Below are 24,905 nucleotides of genomic sequence, written 5' to 3' on the forward strand. Positions count from 1 at the left end.
TACTTCTTCTTATGTCTGTTTTTTCTTAGACGCTTCTTTCTTTTGTGAGTAGCAATCTTATGTCTTTTTCTTTTCTTTCCGCAAGGCATAGTCTTGAAATTTTTATTAAATGATTATTTCTTTTTTTACAGTTTAGCCAGGTATTCGTCAACGGAGGCAGTCAGAGCAGGATCACTGCTCATCGTTTTTACTTTGTTGAAGACCCTGATCGCTTCTTCTTTCTTACCGGTTTCAGCCAGTGATACAGCCAGATAAAAAGTACCTTCTACGTGTTCCGGGTTAACAGTTGTCAAATCCTGAAAACGCTCGACGGCTTTATCCCACTGTCCTGATTGTACTGACAAGATGCCTAAGTTAAACAGCGCCTTCTGGTTTTTCGGGTCTGCCGAAATCACCTCACGCAGCAGCGTTATTCCCTGCATTGGGTTTTCGCTGGCGATGTAAGTCATGGCTACGTTCGTTTTCGCATCCATGTCTGAAGGATTGTTCTTCAACACCTGCTCGTACATCTTACGAGCTTTGCCACCCATTTCGCTGGCACGCTGCTGTGTAGCCGCATAAGTAAAAGCCTCGAAGTACTGGTCACCAGCTTTGCGGTAGTTTTTCTCACCCGGACGGGCGTCAGCCGCTAACTCGTAATAGTAACCTGCACTGTCAAACTTACTTGCTGAAGCATAAGCAGCAGCTAACTCAGAGGCTAACAGTCCACGCGTTTTGGCGTCGCTCGCTTTGTTATAGCGTGCTCGCACAGTAGCGAGTTCCATCATTTGCTCTGGCGTAGCTGTCGAATGTACGCCATCAGCCGCAGCAGCCGGAGACGGGCCGTGATCATGACCATCATCCTCGGAGTGTCCCTCAGGTATAGCAGAGGCTTGTCCTGCAGCCACCGTGCTGTTGTCATCCTTTGTCACAACCACTTTAGGCAGAAAAAACATTGCCGCTGCCAATGCGATAGCTGCAACTAGTATCAGTATTTGATTACGTGACATGTATTTCTGTTTTTATAAGTGACTGTGTTTTAAAAGATAACCTAACAGGCAACCGGCAAATATACGAAAGAATTAAGAATGAGCCAGTTCTTTGATCTTTTTGCTGTTTTTAATCTTAGCAATAAAGGTCTTAGACGGCTTGAAGCTTGGGATAAAGTGCTCATCAATGATGATGGAAGTGTTCTTCGAAATGTTACGAGCCACTTTCTTAGCGCGCTTCTTGTTTACAAAGCTTCCAAAACCTCTCACGTAGATGTTATTGCCATCGGCCATAGAGTCTTTCACTACTTTGAAGAACGCCTCAATGGTAGATTGCACATCAGCCTTATCAATGCCTGTTTTATCAGCAATCTCTGATATTACTTCTGCTTTAGTCACTTTCTTAGATTTTTATAAATTAGTAATAAGTTAACTTTCTCTCTTTCAGAGCAACAACTGTGCTGTCGTTCTCTATTTTTCGGGGCACAAAGGTATACCTACTTTTCGACAAGTAAAAGCTTTAGCACTAAATTATTACAGATTCTGCCTTAGCTTAAATGTGCCTGCTTTGTGCTTCTTAACTGCTTCTGTTCTTGCAATACCCGTGCCAGCCTGACTCCTCCCTAACGCATCGTATCTGCTTATATTTTAATAAGATACAAAAACAGCCTCTAATTCACTCCGCCTTCATTGAGAACAATATCTTACATTTGTCTGTTCAAGTTGCCTAAGCTTGCCCAGCCTCTTTTTTATGAAAAATCCCTCTGGTGAATATTTTTCCAATACCCTGCTGACATGGTATCAACGCCATAAAAGAGCATTACCCTGGCGTGAAACTACTAATCCATACCTGATTTGGCTCTCTGAAGTAATCCTGCAGCAGACACGGGTAGCACAGGGATTGCCTTACTTTCAGCGCTTCGCAGAAACTTACCCTACTGTGCAGGATCTGGCAGCTGCTCCTCAGGATGAAGTCCTGCGCCTCTGGCAGGGGCTTGGGTATTACTCCAGGGCTCGCAACATGCACCACACAGCGCAGCAAATTGTGCAGGAGTATGGCGGTGTGTTCCCGGGTAATTATGATGAGCTACTGAAACTGCGTGGTGTTGGAAGCTATACAGCGGCGGCTATCGCCTCTTTCGCCTTCAGGGAGAAGGTCGCGGTACTCGATGGCAATGTTTTCAGAGTATTGGCCCGCGTCTATGGACTGACAAATGATATTGCGGCACCTGCTTCACGCAAGGTGTTTCAGCAATTGGCCGATGAGCTTATACCCGCTGATGCGCCTGACACCTTTAATCAAGCTATTATGGAGTTTGGCGCCATCCAGTGCACGCCCGTAATGCCTGACTGCCTGCTTTGCCCGCTGCAGCAATCTTGTTTCGCCTTTATGCATGGCATGGTGCAGGAACTGCCAGTTAAGTCAAAGGCCAAAGCTGCCCGGCCGCGCTTCTTTCACTATCTGGTATTTGTGCACGAGGGCGAGTATTACATGCGTAAGCGCCTGAGTGGCGATATTTGGGAAGGGCTGTACGACTTTTATCTATATGAGAGCGACTCTGGCACACTTGACAAGACCAAACTATTGAAAGAACTGAACGACGCAGGTATAGCAGTGCAGGAATCTCACTTTTTGTCTCCTTGCAAAGATTACAGACATGTGCTTAGCCATCAGAAAATTACGGCCCAATTTCACCTCATTCGGCTCGATTTTCGTTTAAGTGAAGAAGTTTTGCAGGAGGCGAGACTGGCACCTTATTCATCCGAAAAAATAGAGGCTCTACCGAAGCCAATTCTTATTGATAGCTATTTGAAAGATGAGAAGATTTTACTAAATTTATAAACTGAAACTTTTCTGTTTGCAAATGCATTCTAGAGGTTCAGTAGCCATATTTGCCTCCGGCTTGGTTGTCGGAGTAGCCCAAATCAATTTAATATTTAATAAAAAAAGACATGGCAAGTGTTAACAAAGTAATCCTTATCGGAAATCTTGGTAAGGACCCAGAAGTTCGCCACCTTGAAGGCGGTGTAGCAGTAGCTCGTTTCCCGATAGCTACTTCTGAAACATTCAAAGACAAAAACGGCGAGCGCCAGGAGCGCACCGAATGGCACAACATCGTGCTATGGCGTGGATTGGCCGAAGTAGCCGAAAAGTATCTGAAGAAAGGTCAGTCTGTTTTCATTGAAGGCAAGATTCGCACCAACAGCTATCAGGACAAAGATGGCGTGCAGCGTTACAGCACCGAGATCGTTGCTGATAACATGACAATGCTCAGCGCTCGTGAAGGCGGCAATGGCAGCTCAGGAGGTTTCCAGGGCGGTGCTTCGTCACAGTCTTCAGGGCAATCCTCATCAGGTCAGGGCACTGCCGCCGCATCAGGCAAAGGCAATGCATCTGCCTTCCAGAACGACGAGCCAGACGACCTGCCGTTCTAACCCATGTTTAACTTAACTTTCTGATTTTGGACAGTTTAGATTCCGGAGACCCCCTAAGTTATAGCTTACTGCAACTTTTACAAAGCGCAACTGCTTTACTTAGAATTGAATATATAGCGGCCATTTCGGCCTGCTTTATCTTATTGCTGCTCTCTGCCCTCACTTCGGGGGCGGAGGCAGCTTTTTTCTCTCTTACGCCCCAGGAGATTGAGAAAGCCAGGACAAGCAAAGACAAAAAGCTGAACCTGGTACACCAATTGCTGCAGTCCCCACGCCAACTGCTGGCGTCGCTTCTGATCATCAATAATGCGATCAATGTTAGTATCATTACGCTCTGCGCCTATATTGCATGGCAGGCAGCTGGTTCTGTAGCGATCACCACATCCACCTTATTGGTGAGTGTACTGGTTGTTACCTTTCTGATCGTTTTCTTTGGCGAAGTACTGCCTAAGGTATACGCCCGCAAGCACGGACCTGCCATTGCCTTGCGCATGGCTCCTGTCCTGGCCGGGGTAGGACCTGTGTTAAAACCGCTTGCCTGGTTGCTGACCCGCATTAGCTCATACATTGACAAACGATACCGTGTGCGATCATATAGTCAAACGCTTGAGGAGTTACACCACAGTCTTGATGTAGCTCTAAACAACGAAGAGACGTCACCGGAAGAACGCAAGATCCTACGTGGCATCGTAAACTTCGGTTCGATCACGGTAAAGCAGATCATGCGCCCCCGTATGGATATCGTGGCTTTTCCGCAGAGTGCTACATTGCCAGAGTTGCTCCCCCAAATTATCAAGTGGGGTTATTCCCGTGTGCCTGTCTATACCGACAGCACCGATAGCATTGATGGTATCCTATATGTAAAGGACCTGTTGCCCCACCTCGACAAAGGAGCTGACTTCAAATGGCAGAACCTGATCAGAGCACCTTTCTTTGTACCGGAGACCAAGCACATCTCTAACTTGCTGCAGGACTTCCGGGAGAAACACGTGCACATGGCCATCGTGGTGAATGAGTACGGCACGACCATCGGCCTGCTCACCATGGAAGATGTGATCGAGGAGATTGTGGGTGAGATCAACGACGAGTTTGATGACGAGGACGAGATCATTTACTCACAACTCGACGAAAATACCTTTATATTTGACGGTAAAACATCGCTACACGACTTCTGTAAGATCACGGAAGTTCCGTTCGATGCCTTTAACGAGGTGAAGAGCGAGCATGAAACAGTAGCAGGCCTCATGCTGGCGCTTTTTGGCCGCATACCTTATGTGGGCGAGGAAGTGTCGTACGGTCGCTACTTCTTTACGGTGGAGTCGGCGGACAATAAGCGTGTAAAACGAGTCAAGATTAATGTCGCAAGCAAAAAAGAGCACTATCATAAAGTCAGCTAAACTGCAAATGGCCCTATGGGCAGGTATGGCCCTGGCTATAGTTGGCTGTAATGCAGAATATACTCCAAAGCCAAAAGGATTCAATCGCATCGACCTGCCGGAAGCTGCCTACCAGCAGTTGCAGGACGAGCACCCTTATACCTTTGAGTACTCCAAGTACGCCAAAATCCGGCCTGATTCCTCTATGATTGCCCAACCACACTGGATCAATATCATCTATCCGAGTCTGGGGGCGAATGTGCAGCTGACGTATAAGGCGATCAACAACAATCCTAAAATGTTGAACAACCTGATTGAGGATGCTCGCAAACTGACCGGCAAACACCAGGTAAAGGCATACTCAATTGAGGAAACCGAGATCAGAACACCACAGGGAGACATCGCATCTGTGTTTGAGCTGGAAGGCGAAATTCCGAGCCAGTTCCAGTTTTATGTAACGGACACGACTACCCATTTCTTCCGGGGGGCGCTCTACTTCAGAACAGCTACCCAGAATGATTCGCTGGCTCCTGTAATTGAGTATGTAAAGAAGGATATCATCCACATGTTAAACACGCTGGAATTTAAGAACAAGAAGTAAGAAAGGATTTCGACAAAAGACTTTTTGACAATGAATAAAGGACCGTAGGTATACCTGCGGTCCTTTTTGTTTCTCTTCAGTTCGGACAGTCATTGCCAAATCGAAATATTCTTTTTAATTGAATTAAACATATAGTCCCCTATATAATGAATTGATATTCACTATATTTAATAAGCCAACCACTACTCCTGCTATGAAACTACGTCCCAAACTTATGCTATTGATCATGCCGCTGCTGATTGCCGCCTGTAAAAAGGACGAGTTGAAACTCTTGCCCGATGCTACCCAAACTGGCGCCGACACCATGGGGGCTATTGTGAACGGCAAAGCCTGGGTAGCTAACGGTGGTACTGGTTTTCTAGCCCCTAAGCCTGTGGAAGGTGGGTATCTAGCAACAAGATCATTTGACGAAACACGCAATAATGTGTTTGTTACTGCTTACAGAAAAAACAAAACTAGTATATCTATTTACTTACGAAACGTGACACAGCCAGGGGAGTATCTGCTAAACACAACTACGAAACCGATCGGCGGTGAACTGATACAACCTTATAACCATGGAGCTTACCAAGTGCCTGGCAAGTTGCTCATGACCAACAGCAGGTATACGGGCAAGGTCATCATCACCCGGGCGGACACAGTCAACAAAATCGTGTCAGGCATATTCGCTTTTAAGGCTATACACGGGCAAGACACGGTGACGGTCACCAATGGCCGTTTTGATGTCGGCATTTTCTAAGCTCAGTACTTATTTGCCTTACTTTTATCTATTATCACGGAGCTCACTGCGTACATCAAGACAGTAACTACATATGAGAAATAAACTATACTTTCTGATATTTCTTGTCGGCCTGCTTTCCTGCTCCAAGGACAGTTTCTGTGATGAATCATTTTGTGTAAAGATAAACGGCAAAAAATGGTGGCCGAGTAGTGGCTTTAAGACGAACTCTCTATCATTTAATCTGACAGACAATGGAAGCAGATTCTGGTTTAGCGCTCAAAACGGTTCTACCTCTCTTTTGGTAAGTGTGAGAGATACGATAAGAGGAATCCAAGTAAGGGATTATGTACTTGGGGATCATTATAACGCTGGCTATTATTCTAAAGACTCGAACATACATTTCCGTACAGACATGGCCTATACTGGCACTCTATCCATTTCTTCAATAGACAGATATAAAAAAACGATCACTGGCTCCTTCAACTATAAAGCCTATAACTCCGCTACAGGAGAAGATGTTGATATCTCAAATGGGAGTTTTAATACGACGTATTATGAATTCTGACAGCGTCTTTAAAGATATCTCTACCCTCACAATGCAAAAGCCCCGGCTGTACTTACACCTGTCAGGGCTTTTGCTTATTTTTGTAATCTATACCTGCTAATACGACCAACAGACATTGACCAACTTCTTCCTTACCAAGATCGAATTCCTGAAAGGCGTGGGGCCGCAGCGAGCTGAGCTGATGCAGAAGGAGCTCAATATCTATACCTATGGTGACCTCATTCAGCACTACCCCTTCCGTTACCTCGACCGCACCCAGTTCTACAAGATAGCTGAGTTGGACGAGAGCATGCCTTATGTGCAGGTACGTGGGCGTGTGCGAGGCAAGGAGGTGATTGGCGAAGGCAGAAAGCAACGCCTGGCCGCTACACTGGTAGATGAAGACGGCAGTGAAATGGATCTGGTTTGGTTTAAGGGGGTGAAGTGGATGCAGAAAACGCTGAAAAACCACACCGACTACATTGTATTCGGAAAGCCGACTTCCTTCAACGGCAAGTTCAGCATGGCTCACCCTGAGTTGGAAGAGCTGGGCGAAGAAAAACAAACTACTTCTTTTCTGCAGCCCGTTTATCATACCACCGAAAAGTTAAAAGCCTTCCGAGTTGAGAGCAAGACCATCGCCCGTATGATGGAGCTTTTGCTGAAAGTAGCGGTGCCTAACATACACGAAACGCTGTCGCCGGAGCTGATAGACCATTACCGCCTGATGAGCAAGCGGGATGCGCTGATCAACATTCACTTTCCGCAGTCAGTCGAGAAGTATAATGCAGCCAAGTTCCGACTCAAATTTGAAGAGCTTTTTTACATACAGCTTCGCCTTTTGCGCCAAAAAACGGTACGCCGCGCCGACCTGGCCGGGCAGGTATTCAAACATGTGCCTACTGTAACAGAGTTCTACAAAAACCACATGACCTTCGACCTGACCAATGCACAGAAGCGGGTAATCAAGGAGATACACAAAGACCTGACAGCTGGCAAGCAAATGAACCGTCTGCTACAGGGCGATGTGGGTTCAGGCAAAACCATCGTTGCTTTTATCACCATGCTGATCGCGGCTGACAACGGGGCGCAGTCTGTACTGATGGCACCTACCGAGATCCTGGCTGACCAGCATTATACAGGCCTGAAGGAGTTTGCAGACCGCTTAGGTATAAACATCGGCAAACTCACCGGCTCCACTAAAACCAAAGACCGCAGGGTGCTGCACGAGCAGCTGCGCTCCGGCGACATGAAAATGATTGTGGGTACGCATGCCTTGCTGGAGGATGTAGTGCAGTTCCACAACTTGGGTCTCTGCATTGTGGACGAGCAGCACCGTTTCGGAGTAGAACAGCGCTCCAAGCTATGGCGCAAAAACCCACGTATTATTCCGCATGTGCTCGTGATGACAGCTACACCTATACCGCGTACCCTTGCTATGACGCTCTATGGTGACTTGGATGTGTCGGTAATCGATGAGATGCCAGCAGGCCGTAAAGAGATCGTAACGGTACATCGCTTCGACAGCCACCGTCTGCGGGTGTTCCAGTTTGTGCGCGACCAGATCAAGCTGGGCCGCCAGGTATACATCGTATACCCGCTTATTGAGGAATCGGAAGGGATGGACTACAAGGACCTGACGGATGGCTATGAGAGCATACGCCGGGCTTTCCCGGAGTACCAGGTGAGTATGGTGCATGGCAAGCTCAAGGCACAGGACAAAGACTATGAAATGCAGCGCTTCGTCCGCAACGAGACCCAGATCATGGTGGCTACTACCGTAATAGAAGTAGGTGTGAACGTACCTAATGCCTCTGTGATGATTATAGAAAGTGCCGAGCGCTTCGGTTTGTCGCAACTGCACCAGTTGCGCGGGCGTGTGGGGCGTGGCGCAGAGCAGAGCTATTGTATCCTGATGACCGGGTATAAGTTGAGCAAAGACAGCAAGACCCGCCTAGAGACGATGGTACGCACTAACAACGGCTTTGAGATAGCAGACATCGACCTGAAACTACGCGGACCAGGCGACCTGATGGGCACGCAGCAAAGCGGTGTGCTGGACCTATTGATCGCTGACCTGGCGAAGGATGCCCCTATTTTGCAGGAATCCAGGGCGGCGGCACAGCGTGTGCTGAATGATGACCCACAGTTAGAGCAGCCACAGAACCAGAACATCATGCGCCACATCAAATCACTGAGCGTAAATACCATTAACTGGAGTCGTATCAGTTAAAAATTTCTATCTTTACAGCGTTTGGAGGTACCTCAGCAGGTATAGCTGAGGTTTAAAAAGGAACCGTGTGAGAATCACGGGCTGACGCGCAACTGTAAATAACACGCAATTGCAGCCTATTAAAAGATCCATTGTCCCGCATAGGATGAGAAGGACGGCTGCGATGTTATAAGCCAGGAGACTTGCCCCAAATACCCTTACGCATGCTTTCGCGCCTAAAGTCTGTGGTCTGAGAAATAAACGTGTCCAGAAGCCTCTACAGCCTTCTGGTTTCGCGCCCTTCCCTTTCCGCTTTTTACAGCGCCTGTATGCATAGTTTAACAACAAGCCTATGCTGCAATTCACGTTTATTCTTTTTTATAGCGACTTCCATTGCAGCCCCGGCACCACAGCTGTTTTTCCTATCTTTAAAACTATACCTTCATGAACTTACAAGAACGCATTGCTCAATCAGAGACACGCATATTCAAAGCGGTATTCCCGAACACCACTAATCACTACGACACTCTCTTTGGCGGCACGGCCATGCAACTTATGGATGAAGTCGATTTTATTACGGCTACCCGCTTTTGTCGTAAACGTGTGGTTACGGTATCATCTGACAGAATAGATTTCACCCAGCCTATACCTGCAGGCACCATCATTGAACTGATCGGTCAGGTAAAGCGTGTCGGCAACACTAGTCTGAAGGTAGAAGTGGAGATTTATATTGAAGAGATGTACTCTGACGTGCGGCTAAAAGCTATCCATGGCAGTTTCACGTTTGTAGCCATTGATGATAAAAAGCAACCGGTACCGGTTTTAGAAAACGAAATCTAGCAGCAGGCCGGGCTATACCTGATTTCTTACTATTTGCGTTAAAAGGTTTTGCGCCCGTTGGTTCCACGAGAAACAATTTTCTCCTATATTCGAGCTGCTATATACTAGTAGAAAACCCTTTGTACAGTAAATATTATAAAAATCTATACCTTGAAAACGCTTCATTTTTTGCCGCTTTTATTGCTAGCAGTGCTACTGTCTGCCACTACAGTTGCCGCTCAGGGCAAGAAAGCCGCTATACCTTTCACTTATCTTCCTGACAACAGCGAAGACCAATACAACCAAAGCATCAGCAGCAAGACGCTTCCGTTGGGGGCCGACGGTTTTGTGATACTCAGCCGCAGCAAACCAACCGAATATGCCATAGAGCGCTATAATGCTACTCTTAAAAAGAGTTGGGCAGCGGCGATACCACTTGCAGCAGAAGAGACGGTTGAGGCTTTCACAAAGAACCAGGACGCCGTGTTATTGATCACCCACCGTACGAACGAGCAGGGCAACCAGGCACTGTATGCGCATCGGGTAGACTTGCGAAGCGGCCAGAAAGACAAGCCCGTGCTGTTACTTGAAGCACCGGCCAATGCCCGCAAAGCAGGTATAGCCACCTCTCCTGACGGCTCCAAACTGCTGGCTTACAGGTATAGCGTTACCAGCAACCAAGTGGTTGAAGGTATAAGCGGCAGCCTGTACGATGGCAAGCTTCAGAAAATAAAAGACACCAAGTATAACCTGGCCGACTTACGCGGCATTGTCTCAGCAGAGGTAATTTTGAATGATGCCGGCGACCAGTTTATCAGTCTGATCTCTGAAAACATGGATCGCCTCACCGTGCGCCAGTATACCTTGAAGTCGCCGGACGCCAAGGGCATGTCGGTGCTGGTTGGTGGTATGTTCGAAGGTAAGAAGGTATATATCATGGACAGCAAGTATGCTTTGCAACCCAATGGCAACTTGTATGGCGTTGTGCTCACGGCTGATGAAAAAAGTGGTGAGTACTTTAGTCTGAAAGCTGTCAAGTTTGATTTCGAAAACGAAGACATGGTATTTGCCGAGGAGTTCAGATTCACACCCGAATACCTGGCCAGTGTAAACAGCCTGGATAAAAGCGGTGCAACAAAAGCTAGCCGCCTCGAAGACATTTATCTGACCGACCTGATTCTGACACCTGAGGAAAAACTGATTGTGCTGGCAGAGAAAAAATACATGGAGGGAGGTGAAAACTCTCCTTACTATGCTAAAGAGATTCACCTGTTTGCATACGACCAGTACATGGGCACCGCCTGGAGTTCGGTACTGATGAAAAATCAGAAGGCTCCGTCAGATGAAGGTTTTACAGGTATTTCTTACCGCCATCACCTGTCAGGTAACACCCTGCACCTGCTCACACTCGAGGAACTGGGAGGAAAATACGACCTCTACCTGCGCCGCATTGATACAACTACTGGCAAAGCAGAGGCGCCTAAGGCGGCTGGACTGAATGTGGCGAACGATAAGAACATCGCCTATGCGAAAGACTTTACAGCCTGGCTCTCAGAGCGTGACCTGGTTACCGTGGTTCGACCGAGCAAAAAGGCAAATAGTCTGCAACTGCGTCGTTTACAGATTAAATAATTACGACATTCTTATACCCGATAAAATGCGTGACCATTCTCTGGTCGCGCTTTTTTGCTTTTTAAGCTTGCGGGTAAAAGAACTCAGCTGCACCAGCATGTGTACGAAACCGACATAGTCCACGATCTCTACGTACATTTTGAACTCCCTACGGGAGCCTTCCAGCACCCCAAGCTTGTCTACTTTGTAGGTATTCATGGCCGACCAGGGCATCCAACGTACCCGCTTGTTGCGCTTGATCATATAGCGGTTAATGGCGACTTCTAACTGGTAACGGGCTACTGGTTGCGCCAACACCCTTTCCAGATCACTCCGCCGCAGGAGCCGCTCTCCTGACAGCAGGATATCGCTTCGGTACCAACGCACAAACCAAGGTGACCTGATGCGACGCAGAATCAGCATGTCAACGCTTGCTGTGTCCTGAAAAGCAGTAATTGCTTTCTCAAGCTCAGTGCCGTTTAGCTCCTGCAGATCAGCATCCATCATCAAGATCAGTTCATGCTGTACAAACTGAAGGCCGTACTGCACAGCAGCAGCTTTGCCGCGATTCTGACTAAGGCGAATTACCTCCACATTTGGCCATTGCCGGCTTATCATAGTCGCGGTATTGTCGGACGAGCCATCATCAACACAGATGACCTGTCGTATACCCTTTACTTTGGTCACGACTTCCAGTACTGCTGCTATCCGCTCACGCTCATTATAGCAAGGTATTAAACAGGTTACCCCCATACTGTCCTCTATACTTTAGTGACATTTCAGTTTTCTGCTATATTTACGAATGTTTGGCCATTAAGTCATTTAACTCCAGTGTATTAAAATAAAAAGGCTACCCCCTATGGAGGCAGCCTTTCTTAAACTATAGATTTGTCAGAATCTAGTACACGAATTCGTTTGCCTCAATCATAGAAGCTGCGATACGACGACGGGCTTCTTTGGTATTGTAGAGGTCTTTCTTTGTGAAGCGCTTCAGGCCCATGAACAACAGGCGCTGCTCGTCGCCTTCTGCCATAGAGGCAATAGCGTCTTTGCCAGCCAGGAAGGCAGTATCAACCGCATCGTTCACCGTCACACGCACGATGTCGATCTGGTTAGCCACGGCATCCTCGCCTTTCATACCTATTAGCTTCTCTACACGCAGTAGCGTTGATTCTGCCACATAAGTCTTAATGGCCATGTCTGCAATGTTCATCAGGATTTCCTGCTCTTTAGCCAGTGAGTTCATGTACTTCTGCACTGCCGTGCCAGCTACCATCAAAATAGCTTTCTTCAAGTTGCGGATAGCCTTGTGCTCTGCAGCAAACAGACCTTCCTCTTCTGAACCGAAATCAGGTATAGCCATCAGTTCGTTTTGCACGTTTTGAGCAGGTCCCATTAGGTCCAACTCGCCGTTCATGGCCTTCTTCAGGATCATGTCTACAGTGAGCATGCGGTTGATCTCGTTGGTACCCTCGAAGATGCGGTTGATGCGAGAGTCGCGGTAGGCGCGGTCCATTGGGTAGTCAGCCGAGAAGCCGTAGCCACCATAGATCTGCACGCCTTCGTCCACTACGTAGTCGAGTACTTCAGAACCTTCCACTTTCAGCATGGCACACTCTACGGCAAACTCGCGTGCGGCACCCAGCATGGCTTCGTTCTCGCCTTTGCCTTCGGCCAGCAGCTCCTGCTCTTTGCGGTAGATGTCCATACCGCAACGGTACAGTGCCGACTCTACGGCATAGATGCGAATGGCTTGCTCTGCCAGTTTGTGACGGATGGCACCAAACTTCGAAATCGGTAGTTTGAACTGCTGACGCTCGTTGGCATACTTCACCGACAGGTCCACTACTTTCTTAGAGGCGCCTAAGGTAGCAGCACAAAGCTTGATGCGACCGATGTTCAGGATGTTGAAAGCGATCAGGTGACCTTTACCGATATCGCCCAGCACGTTCTCTTTCGGCACTTCACAGTCCGACAGGAAAACCTGACGGGTAGAAGAACCCTTGATACCCATTTTGTGCTCCTCGTTGCCAAGGCTCAGGCCCGGGTAGCCTTTCTCCACGATAAATCCTGTGAACTTGTCGCCATCCACCTGCGCGAACACAATGAACACGTCGGCAAAGCCTGCGTTCGTGATCCACATTTTCTGGCCGTTCAGGATGTAGTGTGTACCCGCTTCGTTCAGCACAGCTTTCGTTTTAGCTGCCAAGGCATCAGAACCAGAACCCGGCTCAGTGAGGCAGTAAGCTGCCGCCCATTCACCGGAAGTCAGCTTCGGCAGGTATTTCTCTTTCTGCTCGTCCGTACCGAAGTACAGGATTGGCAGCATACCGATACCTGTGTGTGCTGCAAAAGCCACCGGGAAAGAGTGGCCACCCCCTACTGATTCAGTTACCAGCAGCGAGGTGTTAAAGTCCATGTTCAGGCCACCATACTGCTCCGGCATTGATACGGCAAACAAACCGAGTTCTCCAGCTTTCTTCATCAAGCCCTCCATCAAGCCTTCCTCGTGGTTGTCAAGACGCTCAAGGAGCGGGGTTACTTCTTCGCGCACAAAGTCCAGACAGGTCTGCGCCATCATGCGCTGTTCCTCACTGAACTCGGCAGGTATAAATACGTCCTGCGCGTCAGTCTCTTTGATCAGGAATTCACCACCGCGAACAGTGGCCTTATTTTTATCTGTTACATTTTCCATGGCAGAATATGATTAGTGTTTTTAGGTACAGATTAGTTTTTACTTCAATAATTCGTAGATGCCGGCAACACCTTGGCCGCCGCCTACGCAAGCGGTTACCATGCCGTACTTTTTACCGAGTCGGCGCAGTTCATGGAACTGCTGCACGCTGAGTTTGGCGCCGGAACAGCCCAGCGGGTGACCCAAAGCAATGGCACCGCCACTGATATTAAGTTTCGCAGGATCAAAATCCAGGTGACGCATCACAGCGATAGATTGGGCCGCGAAGGCCTCATTCATCTCGATCAGGTCAATATCGTTGAGCGTCATGCCTGCCATTTTCAGTGCTTTTGGCACGGCTGCGATCGGCCCCATACCCATGATGCGTGGATCCACGCCACCTGTGCCGTAGCTTACCATGCGTGCAATCGGCTCCAGGTTGAGCTCCTTTACCATGCGCTCGCTCATCACGATCACAAAGGCTGCACCATCAGATGTCTGCGAAGAGTTACCCGCCGTTACCGAGCCACCAGCTGCGAACACCGGCTTCAAGCGAGCCAATGCCTCCAGGGAAGTATCAGCACGCGGACCTTCATCGGTGTCTACCACATAAGAGCGGGTCTTCTTTTTGCCGTTCTCGTCGATATAGGTTTCCTCTATCGTAATAGGCACGATCTGCTCTTTAAAGTAGCCGTTCTTGATGGCATTGATGGCTTTCTGATGCGAGTTATAGGCGAATTCGTCCTGATCTTCGCGGGTAACGCCATAGTCTTTGGCTACTGCCTCAGCCGTCAGGCCCATGCTCAGGTACCAGTCTGGGTTCTTACTAGCGATGTTATAATTCGGAACCGTTTTCCAGCCAACGGTCGGCACCATCGACATAGACTCCGTACCGCCTGCGATGATACAGTCCGCCATACCTGCCGCGATGCGGTTGCTGGCAATGGCGATGGTCTCTACACCCGAGCCGCAGTAGCGGTTCACGGTCATACCCGACACAGACATAGGTAATGATAATAAGGAAATCATGCGGCCAATTTGCAGGCCTTGCTCGGCTTCGGGTACCGCGTTACCTACGATCAGATCATCTACGCGCTCAGGGTCTAGGGCAGGCACAGAAGCCAAAAGATGTTTGATGACGTCAGCGGCCAGGTCATCGGGTCTGGTGAACCGGAAGCCGCCACGCCCGGCCTTGCCTACTGCGCTACGAAATCCGGCTACTATATATGCGTTGTTCATTTTGATGCTCTTTTATAGTTTGTACTAAACTTAATTTCTCAGCGGCTTGCCTGTGGTCAGGATGCTTTGGATACGCTCTAATGTTTTGCGCTCACCGGTCAGTGACAGGAAGGCTTCACGCTCCAAATCCAGCAGGTATTGCTCGCTTACATCCGTTGGGGCAGAGAGGTCGCCGCCGCACATTACATAAGCCAGCTTGTGCGATATCTTCTGGTCGTGCTCTGAGATATAACCACCTGTTACCATGGCACTGGCACCCGTCAGGAACATACCCAAAGCGCCTTTGCCCTGTACCTTGATATTGGTCTTTTTGGCTGGTTGCGTATACCCTGCCTCAGCCAGACGAATTGCCTGCGCTTTCGCATCGGCTATCAGTCGGTTGTTGTTGAGGGTAATGGCATCACCTTCGCGCATAAAGCCTAAGTCAAAAGCTTCTTTTGCCGAAGTAGACACCTTCGCCATACCTATATTCAGGTAGATGTTCTTGAGGGTATTGTATTCGATATCACCTTCTTCGTACATCTCGGCTGCGCGGAGCGTCATTTCTTTCGTGCCGCCGCCGCCCGGTATCAGGCCTACGCCAAATTCTACCAGACCCATGTACGTCTCAGCAGCTGCCTGCACATGGTCGCAATGCAGGTTGAGCTCGCAGCCACCGCCTAAAGTCAGGCCATGCGGCGCGCCCACCACAGGTATAGCCGAATAGCGCATGCGCATCATCGTGTCTTGGAATTGCTTGATCATGAAGTTGATCTCGTCGTATTCCTGTTCCAGGGCATACATATAGATCAGCCCCACATTGGCTCCGGCAGAGAAGTTAGCAGCATCGCTGCCCACTACCATGCCCCGGAATTCCTTTTCGGCAATCTCTATACCTTTGTTCAAGCCCTGTACCACATCGCCTCCGATGGTGTTCATCTTGGTGTGGAACTCCACGTTCAGGATGCCGTCACCTAAATCGATCAGGCTGGCACCAGAGTTTTTCCAGACTACTTTGTTGCTGCGCAGGTTGTCGAGAATAATGAAATTCTCCACACCTGGTATCGCTTTGTATTCTTTGCTCTGTATGTCGTAGTAGCGGCGGTTGCCGTTCTCCACAATGTAGAAAGATTCCTTGCCTTTGCTCAGCATCTCCTCTACCCAAGGGGCAGGCTGGTAACCGGCCTCGGTCATGCGCTGCACGGCCTCACGGGCACCGATCACGTCCCAGTACTCGAACGGACCAAGTTCCCAGCCAAAGCCGGCACGCATGGCATCGTCGATACGGTATAGTTCGTCGGAGATCTCAGGTATGCGGTTGCTCACATACTGGAACAGACCGAAGAGTGACTCGTTGAAGAATTGCGCTGCTTTGTCGTTTTGCTTCGAGAAGGTCTTCACACGCTTCTTCAGGTCCTCAATTGGCTTAAGCACCTCGAGGCTCTGGAACTTCGGACGTTGTTTCGGCCCGTATTCCAGCGTGTTCAGGTCAAGTGTGAGGATCTCAGTTTTGCCTTTGGCGTCTTTCGTCTTTTTGTAGAAGCCTTGCCCGGTCTTGTCGCCCAGCCATTTGTTTTCTACCATCTTCTGCAGGTAGTCCGGCAGCTTGAACAGCTCACGCGATTCATCCTGCTCGCCTGTCTGGTACAGACCGTTCGCCACATTGGCCAAGGTATCCAAACCAACCACATCCAGTGTGCGGAACGTGGCAGACTTCGGACGACCAATGATCGGGCCTGTAATGCGGTCCACCTCGTCCACGTTCAGCCCGAGTTTGTTCATTACCTGTAGCCCCTGCATAATGGCGTATATACCTACACGGTTTGCGATGAAAGCGGGGGTGTCCTTAGCCAGTACAGTCGTCTTACCAAGGTATAGGTCGCCGTAGTGCATCAGGAAGTCTACAACATCCTGATCCGTTTCTGGCGTAGGTATAATCTCTAATAACTTGAGGTAGCGCGGCGGGTTGAAAAAGTGTGTACCGCAGAAGTGTTTCTTAAAGTCATCGGAACGTCCCTCCAACATCATGTGGATTGGTATACCTGACGTGTTGGAAGTAATCAGCGTGCCCGGCTTGCGGTGCTGCTCCACTTGATCAAACACTGTTTTCTTGATCTTGAGGTTCTCCACTACCACTTCGATGGTCCAGTCGGCAGTGGCAATGTCCTTCATATTGTCCTCAAAGTTGCCGGTCTGGATCAGGCGGGCGTCGGACTTGCGGTAAAGCGGTGAAGGGTTGGACTTGATGGCGGCCTCCAACGCACTGTTCACAATGCGATTGCGGACCTGTTTCTTCTCCAGCGTCAGCCCTTTTTTCTCTTCGTCAGGGGTGAGTTCGCGTGGCACGATGTCGAGCAACAGCACCTGCACGCCGATGTTGGCAAAGTGGCAGGCAATGCGGGAGCCCATTACACCGGAACCCAGCACGGCTACTTTCTTAATAATTCTTTTCATAGAAAAAGCTTGATGGTCTACTATGGTTAGAAAATCTCTTTGTTTTCGATCATGTTGATGATGCGCTCTGATACCCTGAAAAAGGTATTGAGCTCTTCCTGCGGTATTGTCTCCTGCACCTTGCGGTTAAAATGGAGCACTGTCCGACGCGACACTTCTTTTTTCTCCAGTCCCAGCTCGGTCAGAAAAATGCGTACCAGTCGTTTGTCCTTGTCGTCGGAGACCTTATAAATAAGGCCTTTCTCCTCCATGCTTTTCAAAATGCGGGTCAGGCTACGTGCCTCCAGCCCAAGCAGAGGAGCTATTTTGGTGGCGGGAGTGCCTGTCTCCTGATTAATGTTGAGAAGAACAAATCCTATGGAAGTGGTAATGTCGTTTTTAGCCGCCTCTGTATTGTACATGCGCGAGATGGCGTGCCAACATACCTTTACATTATAATCTACGGTCTCTTCAGGCTTCATGCATCTTGGTGTTTATACCAAATATAAAAAATAATGTTATGCTTGCATACTATTTTAACGAAAAATTAATCTTAAGCCCTCTCAGCCTTATGGGAGAGGGCAATCGTGTTAAAATACCGTCAGCTATAGTTTATGTATAATCTGCAGAATAGTTACAAACAAAAAACCCTTTCCGGTCTGGAAAGGGTTTTTTGTTTTGTGAACAGTTCTAAATGCTGAAATTCAGCATGACCATTTAGAACATCGCGTCTATTTCTTTTTGATAATTATTGGTAATGTTCTTGCGCTTTACCTTTAGTGTTGGCGTAAGCTCTCCGCTTTCCACTGTCCACATGTTAGGAACCAGCTTGAACTTCTTAATCGTTTCGTACTGAGCCAGCCCTTCGTTCGCTTTGTCCACTTCGCGCTTGTACTTATCGATAATCTCTGGTTTTTCGATCATCTCAGCGTCAGAGGTATACGGTATACCTTTATGCGAGCACCAGTCCTGCAGACCTAAGAACGAAGGCACGATCAGGGCAGCGGCATACTTCTGTCCGGCACCTACCACCATGGCTTGCTCAATTACCACTGACTCTTTCAGCTTGTTCTCGATCGGCTGTGGGGCCACGTACTTACCACCCGACGTCTTGAACATCTCTTTTTTACGGTCGGTAATTTTTACATACTTGCCATCAACCAACTCGCCGATGTCACCGGTATGGAACCAGCCCTCGGCATCAATCACTTCATCAGTCAGGTCTGGCTTCTTATAATAGCCTTTCATCACGTGCGGACCGCGGGTCAGGATCTCGCCGTCTTCGGCAATCTTCACCTCCACGCCGTCAATCGGCAAACCAACTGTCCCAATGGCATTATTCTCTGGCTCAAAGCGGTTCACGGTAATTACCGGTGAAGTCTCCGTTAAGCCATAGCCTTCCATCACGCGGATGTTAGCCGACCAGAACACACGGGCCAGACGAGGCTGCAGCGCCGCACCACCCGATACGATCGCAATCACGTTGCCGCCCAGTGCCTCTCTCCATTTGCTAAAGATAAGCTTATTGGCCAGCTCCAGCTGTTTGTTGTACCACCAGCCTTTGTCTTCGCGGGTATCGTACTCCAGACCAAGCTCCAATGCCCAGAAGAACAGCTTGCGCTTCACGCCGGTTAGTTCCATGCCTTTGGCTACGATCTTATCATATACCTTCTCGAGCAAGCGCGGTACTGTCGTAAACACATGCGGCTGTACTTCTTTCAGGTTATCGGCTACTTTCTCGATGCTCTCGGCATAGTAGATCGACACCCCGATGCGCATGTATAAATAAAGAAGCATGCGCTCGAAAATATGACAAAGCGGCAGGAAGCTCAAGGCACGGTGATGCTGGTTTACCGGCACATAAGGCAGCGTACCGGTTACGTTGCTGATGATGTTGTTATTCGTCAGCATCACTCCTTTCGGGTTGCCGGTTGTACCGGAGGTATAGATGATGGTCAGGATATCATCCGGACCAACACCAGCTTTCAATGGCTCAAGCTGGGCCACGTCTTCGCCTTCTCCTAATTTGATTACTTCTTTCCAGTGCTTGGCACCGTGTATCTCATCGAAGGTATAGATCTCTTTAATGCTCTCCATCCCTTCTGTCGCGGCTACCACTTTGTTATAGAGCTCCGCGTCAGACACGAACACAGCCTTCACCTCTGCGTCGTTAAAAATGTAGCGGTAGTCCTCCACCGTAATGGTTGGGTACATCGGTACGCTGATCGCACCTATTTGCTGTATACCAAAGTCAGCGAACACCCACTCCGGCCGGTTCAGGGAAATGATGGCTACTTTATCGCCTTTCTCTATACCTAATTTCAGTAGACCAAGGCTCACCTGATTAGCAGTGTCCTGCACATCCTGCGTGCTGTATTTTACCCACTGTCCGTTTATTTTTGTAGCCAAACAGTCTGGCTGTGGCGAGTTTTGCAGCTGAAAAGGCAGCAAATCAAGAGTACGGGTTACGTTCATTGTGCTTACTAAGGTTAGTGTCAGTCTCGTTTAAGTTGATGGCGCAACACAGGCCATTTACCTAATGTTTAGTGCATTTTAATTATTTTTTTCTGAAATTTCTATACCTGCCATCACAAATATTTGCCAATCATTATATTGATAGCACTTTTTACGGCAAAAAGTTATACTTAACTAAATTCCGCTTACAAAAGCTGCATTTTTGCTATATTTGACTTTCCTGATACTGATTTATGAACCTTTCCATTTTTTTCGAGCCTCTTAACGAGGACATCTTTGCGCTGCTCGACAAACCGCGCACGCTCGGTGCTTACATCGGCCGCTTTACTGGCAAGTTTCCGGACTGGCGCTCTGCTGATATTGCCCTGATCGGTGTAAACGAAACCCGTGGACTAGGAGAGGAAACAATAGCTGACATAATACCGGCCCGTGCTGTTCGCAAAAAACTGTACAGCCTGCACAAGGGAGCCGGCCGCTGCAACATAGTTGACTTAGGTAACTTACGCCCGGGTATAACACTTGACGACACTTACCTGCGCCTAAAGGAGATCGTCGAAATACTGATTTCCCATAACACCATACCTGTCATCATAGGTGGCTCGCATGACCTGGAATACGGGCAGTACCTGGGCTATGAACACCTGGAGCGCGCCGTGAACATGGTAACTGTGGACAGCAGCGTGGATATGAGTGAGGATAATGAAGTACCTTCCAACAGAAAGCAGTTGCGTCAGATCCTGATGCACGAACCAAACTACCTCTTCAGCCTGGGGCAGATCGGCTTCCAATCCTACCTGGTCGACCCTGAGGTAATGGCTACGTTTGAAAAGCTACACTTTGAGGCTTACCGTGTGGGCGAAGTACACCGCAGCCTTCAGGAAATGGAACCCGTGGTACGGCAAGCTGACCTACTCACATTTGACATCTCGGCAATCCGTCATCAGGATGCGCCTGGCTATACACCTGCCAACCCGTTTGGACTTACAGGCGAGGAGGCTTGCCAGCTTTGCTGGTACGCCGGCCTGAATGACCAGATGACTTCACTGGGAATTTATGAATACGACCCAACCCAGGATGAGCAGGAAGTTACAGCCATGACCATCGCGACCATGGTCTGGTACTTCATTGAGGGCTTCTATCACCGCAAGCACGAAACTGAGTTCAGCTCCAACAAGTTTACCAAGTATGCCGTGGCTTTCAACGACGGCCCTGATCGCATGACTTTCTATAAGAGCAAGACAAGTGAAAAGTGGTGGATGGAAGTGGAGCCTCTTTCAGACGAGAAAAGCCCGCGCATCGTACCTTGCAGCTACGAAGATTATCTGCAGGCCATCAAAGGCGAAGTGCCTAACCGCTGGATTCTGACCCAGGCCCGCATTGGTTAAGCCTTCGGGATTCGTGGAAAGAAACAAAGCTGATTCTGTTTCGTTTGCCCCAATCACTAGGGCAGTATTATTATATTTGCAACCTGGGCTCTATAGCACCTGCAATTGAATGGAAGAAAATCTCCCGGAGTACACCCTGCAACAGCTCGCCCTACGCAATGGGCAGGACAGAGACGAAGTATGGGTTGCCTACAAAGGACTGATTTATGACGTAAAGAAATCGAGACTGTGGCGGAGCGGCAATCACTATGAACACTGGGCCGGACAGGACCTGACCGAGGAATTGAAGGACGCCCCGCACACCGAATATGTATTTGACAAATTTGAGGTGATCGGACAAGTCAAAAACTCAGTATACCGAAAATAAAACATAGGGAGTAACCCGCCTTAACCGGCAGTCTCCTGATCAACTATAAATTACCAAGACTATGATTCTGATAGCTGACAGCGGCTCTACCAAAACAGACTGGCGTGTAATTGATGCCAACAAAGAGTATGAACAGGTAACTACCACCGGCATCAACCCGCAGTATCTTGAAACAGATAAGATCTACCTTATATTCGCGACAGAGCTTCTGCCCCAGCTGAAAGAGAAAAACATCAGCGCCATCTATTATTATGGTGCCGGCTGCAGTTCACCGGAGCGTAACAAGCGAGTGGAAGATGCCCTAAGCCGCGCTTTTCCGGATGTGCCTAATTATGTAGACCACGACTTACTGGCGGCGGCCCGCGCTTTGTGCGGTCATAAGCCAGGTATAGCCTGTATTCTGGGCACGGGCTCTAATTCATGCCTTTATGATGGCAAGAACATCATTGACAATGTGACTTCGCTTGGTTTCCTGATGGGGGACGAAGGCAGTGGTGCTTATCTAGGCAAATTACTGATCAAAGCTTATATGTACCGCGAGTTACCAGAGGAGCTGGCCACTTCACTCAAAAACAAATACAACCTCACCAAAGACGGCATCCTGGACGCTGTATACGGCTCCGATATCCCAAGCCAGTACCTGGCCACCTTTGCTAAGTTTATGTATGAGAAGCGCAAAAGCCCGGTGATCAAAGAGATGATCTACGAGAACTTTGAGGAGTTCTTTGAGCGTCATGTCAGCAAGTATGAGGGCTTTGGAGAGCTGCCAGTAAACTTTGTGGGCTCTATCGCGTTTCATTTCTCGGACACGCTTAAGCTTGTGGCGAAGAAATATGGTTGCCATATCGGAGTTATTATCTCCAGCCCGAGCGAAGGCCTGATCAATTACCACCAGGAGCTGCTGAAAATGCAGAATGCTTAACGGCACCTACGCTTATTTTCTGACTTCACATTTGAACAACCAATACAGTGTCCACCACCGAATCCGATTCTCTCTACGATAGATTAGAGCAAATGCCCGTGCACGAGCTGCTCACCTGTATTAACCAGGAAGACAAAAGTGTGCCATTAGCCGTCGAGCGAGTAATACCTCAGATAGAAACGCTTGTAAATGCTACTGTGGAGCGACTCCGCAACGGTGGCAGACTATTTTACATTGGAGCGGGTACTAGCGGGCGTCTTGGCATATTGGATGCGTCGGAGTGCCCTCCCACCTACGGAGTACCACATGGCATGGTGGTAGGCATTATAGCAGGGGGTGACGGTGCTATCCGGAAGGCGGTTGAGTTTGCCGAGGATGACTCCAAACAAGCCTGGAAAGATTTACAGGAGCATAATATCACTGACAAAGACATCGTAGTAGGTATAGCTGCATCAGGCAGTACACCTTATGTCATAGGTGGACTGGATGATTGCCGCCGCCAGGGTATAGCCACTGGCTGTATCGTGTGTAATGCCAACAGTGCCGTAGCCGCCGCCGCTGACTACCCTGTAGAAGTAATCACCGGCCCTGAGTTCGTAACTGGCAGTACGCGTATGAAAGCCGGAACCGCCCAAAAACTTGTGCTGAATATGCTTACCACGACTACCATGATTCAGCTGGGCCACGTGAGAGGCAACAAGATGGTAGACATGCAGTTATCGAACACTAAACTGGTAGAGCGTGGCACACGCATGCTGATGGATGAGCTGCAACTAGCGAAGCCAGAGGCTGCCGCATTGCTCAAGAAATATGGCAGTGTACGCGCCGCTATCGAGGCATACCGCAACGGCAATAGCATTGCTTAGATAAACCGCTACACCTGATAAAGCAGATCGGCCTGCCAGTGTTATGAACTACTGGCAGGCCGATCTGCTTTATCGCTTTCTGACTGAACTGCTACTCTAATATGGCCATGCTCTCCACAAGTACTTTAGCAGCTTCCTTGCTTGGAACTTTGTAGTTGATCACTGCCCAGTCATAACCTAGCTTAAAGCGTTCGTCTCTCACGGCGTAGCGCATTTTCTCGCGGTAGTCTGCCACAGGTTCCAGTCCGAGCGCCTGTCGTAACTCATTCGCCTGCGCCTCTTCTTCCTCGCTCATACGCTGCACCAGGTAGCGGCTCGAAAGGTCTCCGAACTCTTCATCATCTTTGCAGTCTTCCGGTTTGTTGCAGATGACACGGGCCAGCACTTTAGACCGGTACAGATTCTTGCCTTGCTGCTGGTCTATCAGGTAAGCAGCTGCATGCGGGTCGAGCTTACCCTCCTGCACTGCTTGCGTGAGCACAGGCGTAAAATCAAAGCCATTACGAGCAGAGGTCTGGCGCTGTATCACGATGCTGAAACGTGGCAGCGTCTCCAGTGTGTCTGGCACCCCTATCAGTTCCTCTCCCGGATAACCGTGTTTGCTGATCCAGGCCAGCAGTCTTTTTACGTTGTCAGCTTCTATTTTCTTGATCGTATCCGCGTGCACACGCAGGCCGCCTTTTGCCTGACGGAAAAACTGATCCCGAGCCCAGAGCTCATCTAAATCGGCGCGGAGGTCTATGTTTGTGTTCTCACGGAAGGCTTTGCGACGCTTCGGATACTTCTTCGAAAACTTTTTCCAGCCCTTGTGGGCTCTTAATGGCTCAAATACCTCCTGCTGTTCCAGGTATTCAATGGTCACGCCTTTTTCCACCAGCTTCTCGAGGTAGTCTATACCTTGCTTCTCCTTGTTAGTGAGCGCGGCACATACGGCGGCATTGTAATAGTCACGGGCAAAGCCTTTAGGCACAGCTGAAAACGCCTGCTGGTATGTTTCCAGTGCGCCTTCGTAGTCTTTCGCCATAACCAGTCGCTCCGCTTTGTTAATGCGTGGATGGTACTCTTTGATATAATTCGATTTAGCTACCGCCTGAGTGCTGAAGCTCAGTAATACAAGCAAGAGCAGCAAGGAGATTGTTTGCTTTAGGAATTGAATACTGGATGTGAACTGCATAGAAAGTCAGTGATGTTTTCAGTTAGAACGTGCTATGTTATAACGTACTCGGAATAGCCTTAGCATATCAAGTGGCTATTTTGTACCTGCTTATACCTGCATC

22 protein-coding genes and 1 riboswitch are annotated in these 24,905 nt (G+C 48.8%); of the genes, 13 read left to right on the forward strand and 9 right to left on the reverse strand.

The window, feature by feature from the left end; translation table 11 throughout:
* Positions 1-125 precede the first annotated feature (125 nt).
* Together AC5FX6_RS20395 and AC5FX6_RS20400 are read right to left on the reverse strand one after the other, a co-directional pair.
* Positions 126-989 (reverse strand): tetratricopeptide repeat protein, encoded by an 864-nt coding sequence (locus tag AC5FX6_RS20395; protein ID WP_493598807.1) that lies wholly within the window; start codon positions 987-989, stop codon positions 126-128.
* A 72-nt stretch (positions 990-1,061) separates the two neighbouring features.
* Positions 1,062-1,367: an HU family DNA-binding protein gene (locus AC5FX6_RS20400; protein ID WP_007655567.1), complete on the reverse strand. Its 306-nt coding sequence runs from the start codon at positions 1,365-1,367 to the stop codon at positions 1,062-1,064.
* A 352-nt stretch (positions 1,368-1,719) separates the two neighbouring features.
* Between AC5FX6_RS20400 and mutY the strand changes: the two genes are divergently transcribed.
* The 9 genes from mutY (at position 1,720) to AC5FX6_RS20445 (ending at position 11,309) form a co-directional block, all read left to right on the forward strand.
* Positions 1,720-2,811 carry an A/G-specific adenine glycosylase gene (gene mutY / locus AC5FX6_RS20405; protein ID WP_493598808.1) on the forward strand — a complete coding sequence of 364 codons (1,092 nt, stop codon included), beginning with the start codon at positions 1,720-1,722 and terminating at the stop codon, positions 2,809-2,811.
* 110 nt (positions 2,812-2,921) lie between these two features.
* A complete protein-coding gene (locus AC5FX6_RS20410; RefSeq protein ID WP_493598809.1) occupies positions 2,922-3,404 on the forward strand; it encodes a single-stranded DNA-binding protein in 483 nt (160 codons plus the stop codon).
* Between the two features lie 143 nt (positions 3,405-3,547).
* Positions 3,548-4,801: a gliding motility-associated protein GldE gene (gene gldE / locus AC5FX6_RS20415; RefSeq protein ID WP_493598810.1), complete on the forward strand. Its 1,254-nt coding sequence runs from the start codon at positions 3,548-3,550 to the stop codon at positions 4,799-4,801.
* Positions 4,802-4,808: 7 nt separating this feature from the next.
* A complete protein-coding gene (gene gldD / locus AC5FX6_RS20420) occupies positions 4,809-5,381 on the forward strand; it encodes a gliding motility lipoprotein GldD (RefSeq protein WP_493598913.1) in 573 nt (190 codons plus the stop codon).
* A gap of 193 nt (positions 5,382-5,574) precedes the next feature.
* A complete protein-coding gene (locus tag AC5FX6_RS20425) occupies positions 5,575-6,120 on the forward strand; it encodes a Riean_0653 family protein (protein ID WP_493598811.1) in 546 nt (181 codons plus the stop codon).
* 73 nt (positions 6,121-6,193) lie between these two features.
* Positions 6,194-6,667 (forward strand): DUF6252 domain-containing protein, encoded by a 474-nt coding sequence (locus AC5FX6_RS20430; protein WP_493598812.1) that lies wholly within the window; start codon positions 6,194-6,196, stop codon positions 6,665-6,667.
* 115 nt (positions 6,668-6,782) lie between these two features.
* Entirely contained in the window at positions 6,783-8,879 is a 2,097-nt protein-coding gene (gene recG / locus AC5FX6_RS20435) for an ATP-dependent DNA helicase RecG (RefSeq protein ID WP_493598813.1), read from the forward strand.
* Positions 8,880-8,887: 8 nt separating this feature from the next.
* Positions 8,888-9,083: riboswitch (cobalamin riboswitch) on the forward strand.
* A 219-nt stretch (positions 9,084-9,302) separates the two neighbouring features.
* Entirely contained in the window at positions 9,303-9,698 is a 396-nt protein-coding gene (locus AC5FX6_RS20440) for an acyl-CoA thioesterase (protein ID WP_493598814.1), read from the forward strand.
* A 150-nt stretch (positions 9,699-9,848) separates the two neighbouring features.
* Complete coding sequence (locus AC5FX6_RS20445) at positions 9,849-11,309, forward strand: hypothetical protein (protein ID WP_493598815.1); 1,461 nt, start codon at positions 9,849-9,851, stop codon at positions 11,307-11,309.
* Here AC5FX6_RS20445 and AC5FX6_RS20450 read toward each other — a convergent pair whose 3' ends face one another.
* The 6 genes from AC5FX6_RS20450 to AC5FX6_RS20475 form a co-directional block, all read right to left on the reverse strand.
* Positions 11,310-12,041 carry a glycosyltransferase family 2 protein gene (locus AC5FX6_RS20450; RefSeq protein WP_493598816.1) on the reverse strand — a complete coding sequence of 244 codons (732 nt, stop codon included), beginning with the start codon at positions 12,039-12,041 and terminating at the stop codon, positions 11,310-11,312.
* Between the two features lie 145 nt (positions 12,042-12,186).
* Entirely contained in the window at positions 12,187-13,983 is a 1,797-nt protein-coding gene (locus AC5FX6_RS20455) for an acyl-CoA dehydrogenase FadE (protein ID WP_493598817.1), read from the reverse strand.
* A gap of 39 nt (positions 13,984-14,022) precedes the next feature.
* A complete protein-coding gene (locus AC5FX6_RS20460) occupies positions 14,023-15,201 on the reverse strand; it encodes a thiolase family protein (protein WP_493598818.1) in 1,179 nt (392 codons plus the stop codon).
* Positions 15,202-15,231: 30 nt separating this feature from the next.
* The gene (locus AC5FX6_RS20465; RefSeq protein ID WP_493598819.1) at positions 15,232-17,634 is read right to left on the reverse strand and encodes a 3-hydroxyacyl-CoA dehydrogenase/enoyl-CoA hydratase family protein; all 2,403 of its coding nucleotides are present in this window, start codon (positions 17,632-17,634) and stop codon (positions 15,232-15,234) included.
* Between the two features lie 26 nt (positions 17,635-17,660).
* Positions 17,661-18,095 (reverse strand): MarR family winged helix-turn-helix transcriptional regulator, encoded by a 435-nt coding sequence (locus tag AC5FX6_RS20470; RefSeq protein ID WP_493598820.1) that lies wholly within the window; start codon positions 18,093-18,095, stop codon positions 17,661-17,663.
* 235 nt (positions 18,096-18,330) lie between these two features.
* Positions 18,331-20,088, reverse strand: coding sequence for an AMP-dependent synthetase/ligase (locus AC5FX6_RS20475; protein ID WP_493598821.1), 1,758 nt, complete (start codon positions 20,086-20,088; stop codon positions 18,331-18,333).
* A 233-nt stretch (positions 20,089-20,321) separates the two neighbouring features.
* Here AC5FX6_RS20475 and AC5FX6_RS20480 point away from each other — a divergent pair, with 233 nt between their 5' ends.
* The 4 genes from AC5FX6_RS20480 (at position 20,322) to murQ (ending at position 23,628) form a co-directional block, all read left to right on the forward strand.
* Positions 20,322-21,473, forward strand: coding sequence for a formimidoylglutamase (locus tag AC5FX6_RS20480; protein WP_493598822.1), 1,152 nt, complete (start codon positions 20,322-20,324; stop codon positions 21,471-21,473).
* 109 nt (positions 21,474-21,582) lie between these two features.
* Positions 21,583-21,840: a cytochrome b5 domain-containing protein gene (locus AC5FX6_RS20485; protein WP_493598823.1), complete on the forward strand. Its 258-nt coding sequence runs from the start codon at positions 21,583-21,585 to the stop codon at positions 21,838-21,840.
* A 61-nt stretch (positions 21,841-21,901) separates the two neighbouring features.
* A complete protein-coding gene (locus tag AC5FX6_RS20490; RefSeq protein WP_493598824.1) occupies positions 21,902-22,762 on the forward strand; it encodes a hypothetical protein in 861 nt (286 codons plus the stop codon).
* A 47-nt stretch (positions 22,763-22,809) separates the two neighbouring features.
* Positions 22,810-23,628, forward strand: coding sequence for an N-acetylmuramic acid 6-phosphate etherase (gene murQ / locus AC5FX6_RS20495; protein WP_493598825.1), 819 nt, complete (start codon positions 22,810-22,812; stop codon positions 23,626-23,628).
* Positions 23,629-23,719: 91 nt separating this feature from the next.
* Here the strand turns inward: murQ and AC5FX6_RS20500 are convergent, their stop codons facing one another.
* Positions 23,720-24,802 (reverse strand): TPR end-of-group domain-containing protein, encoded by a 1,083-nt coding sequence (locus tag AC5FX6_RS20500; protein WP_493598826.1) that lies wholly within the window; start codon positions 24,800-24,802, stop codon positions 23,720-23,722.
* Positions 24,803-24,905 lie beyond the last annotated feature (103 nt).

The sequence above is a fragment of the Pontibacter sp. LHS2 genome, assembly GCF_058932845.1.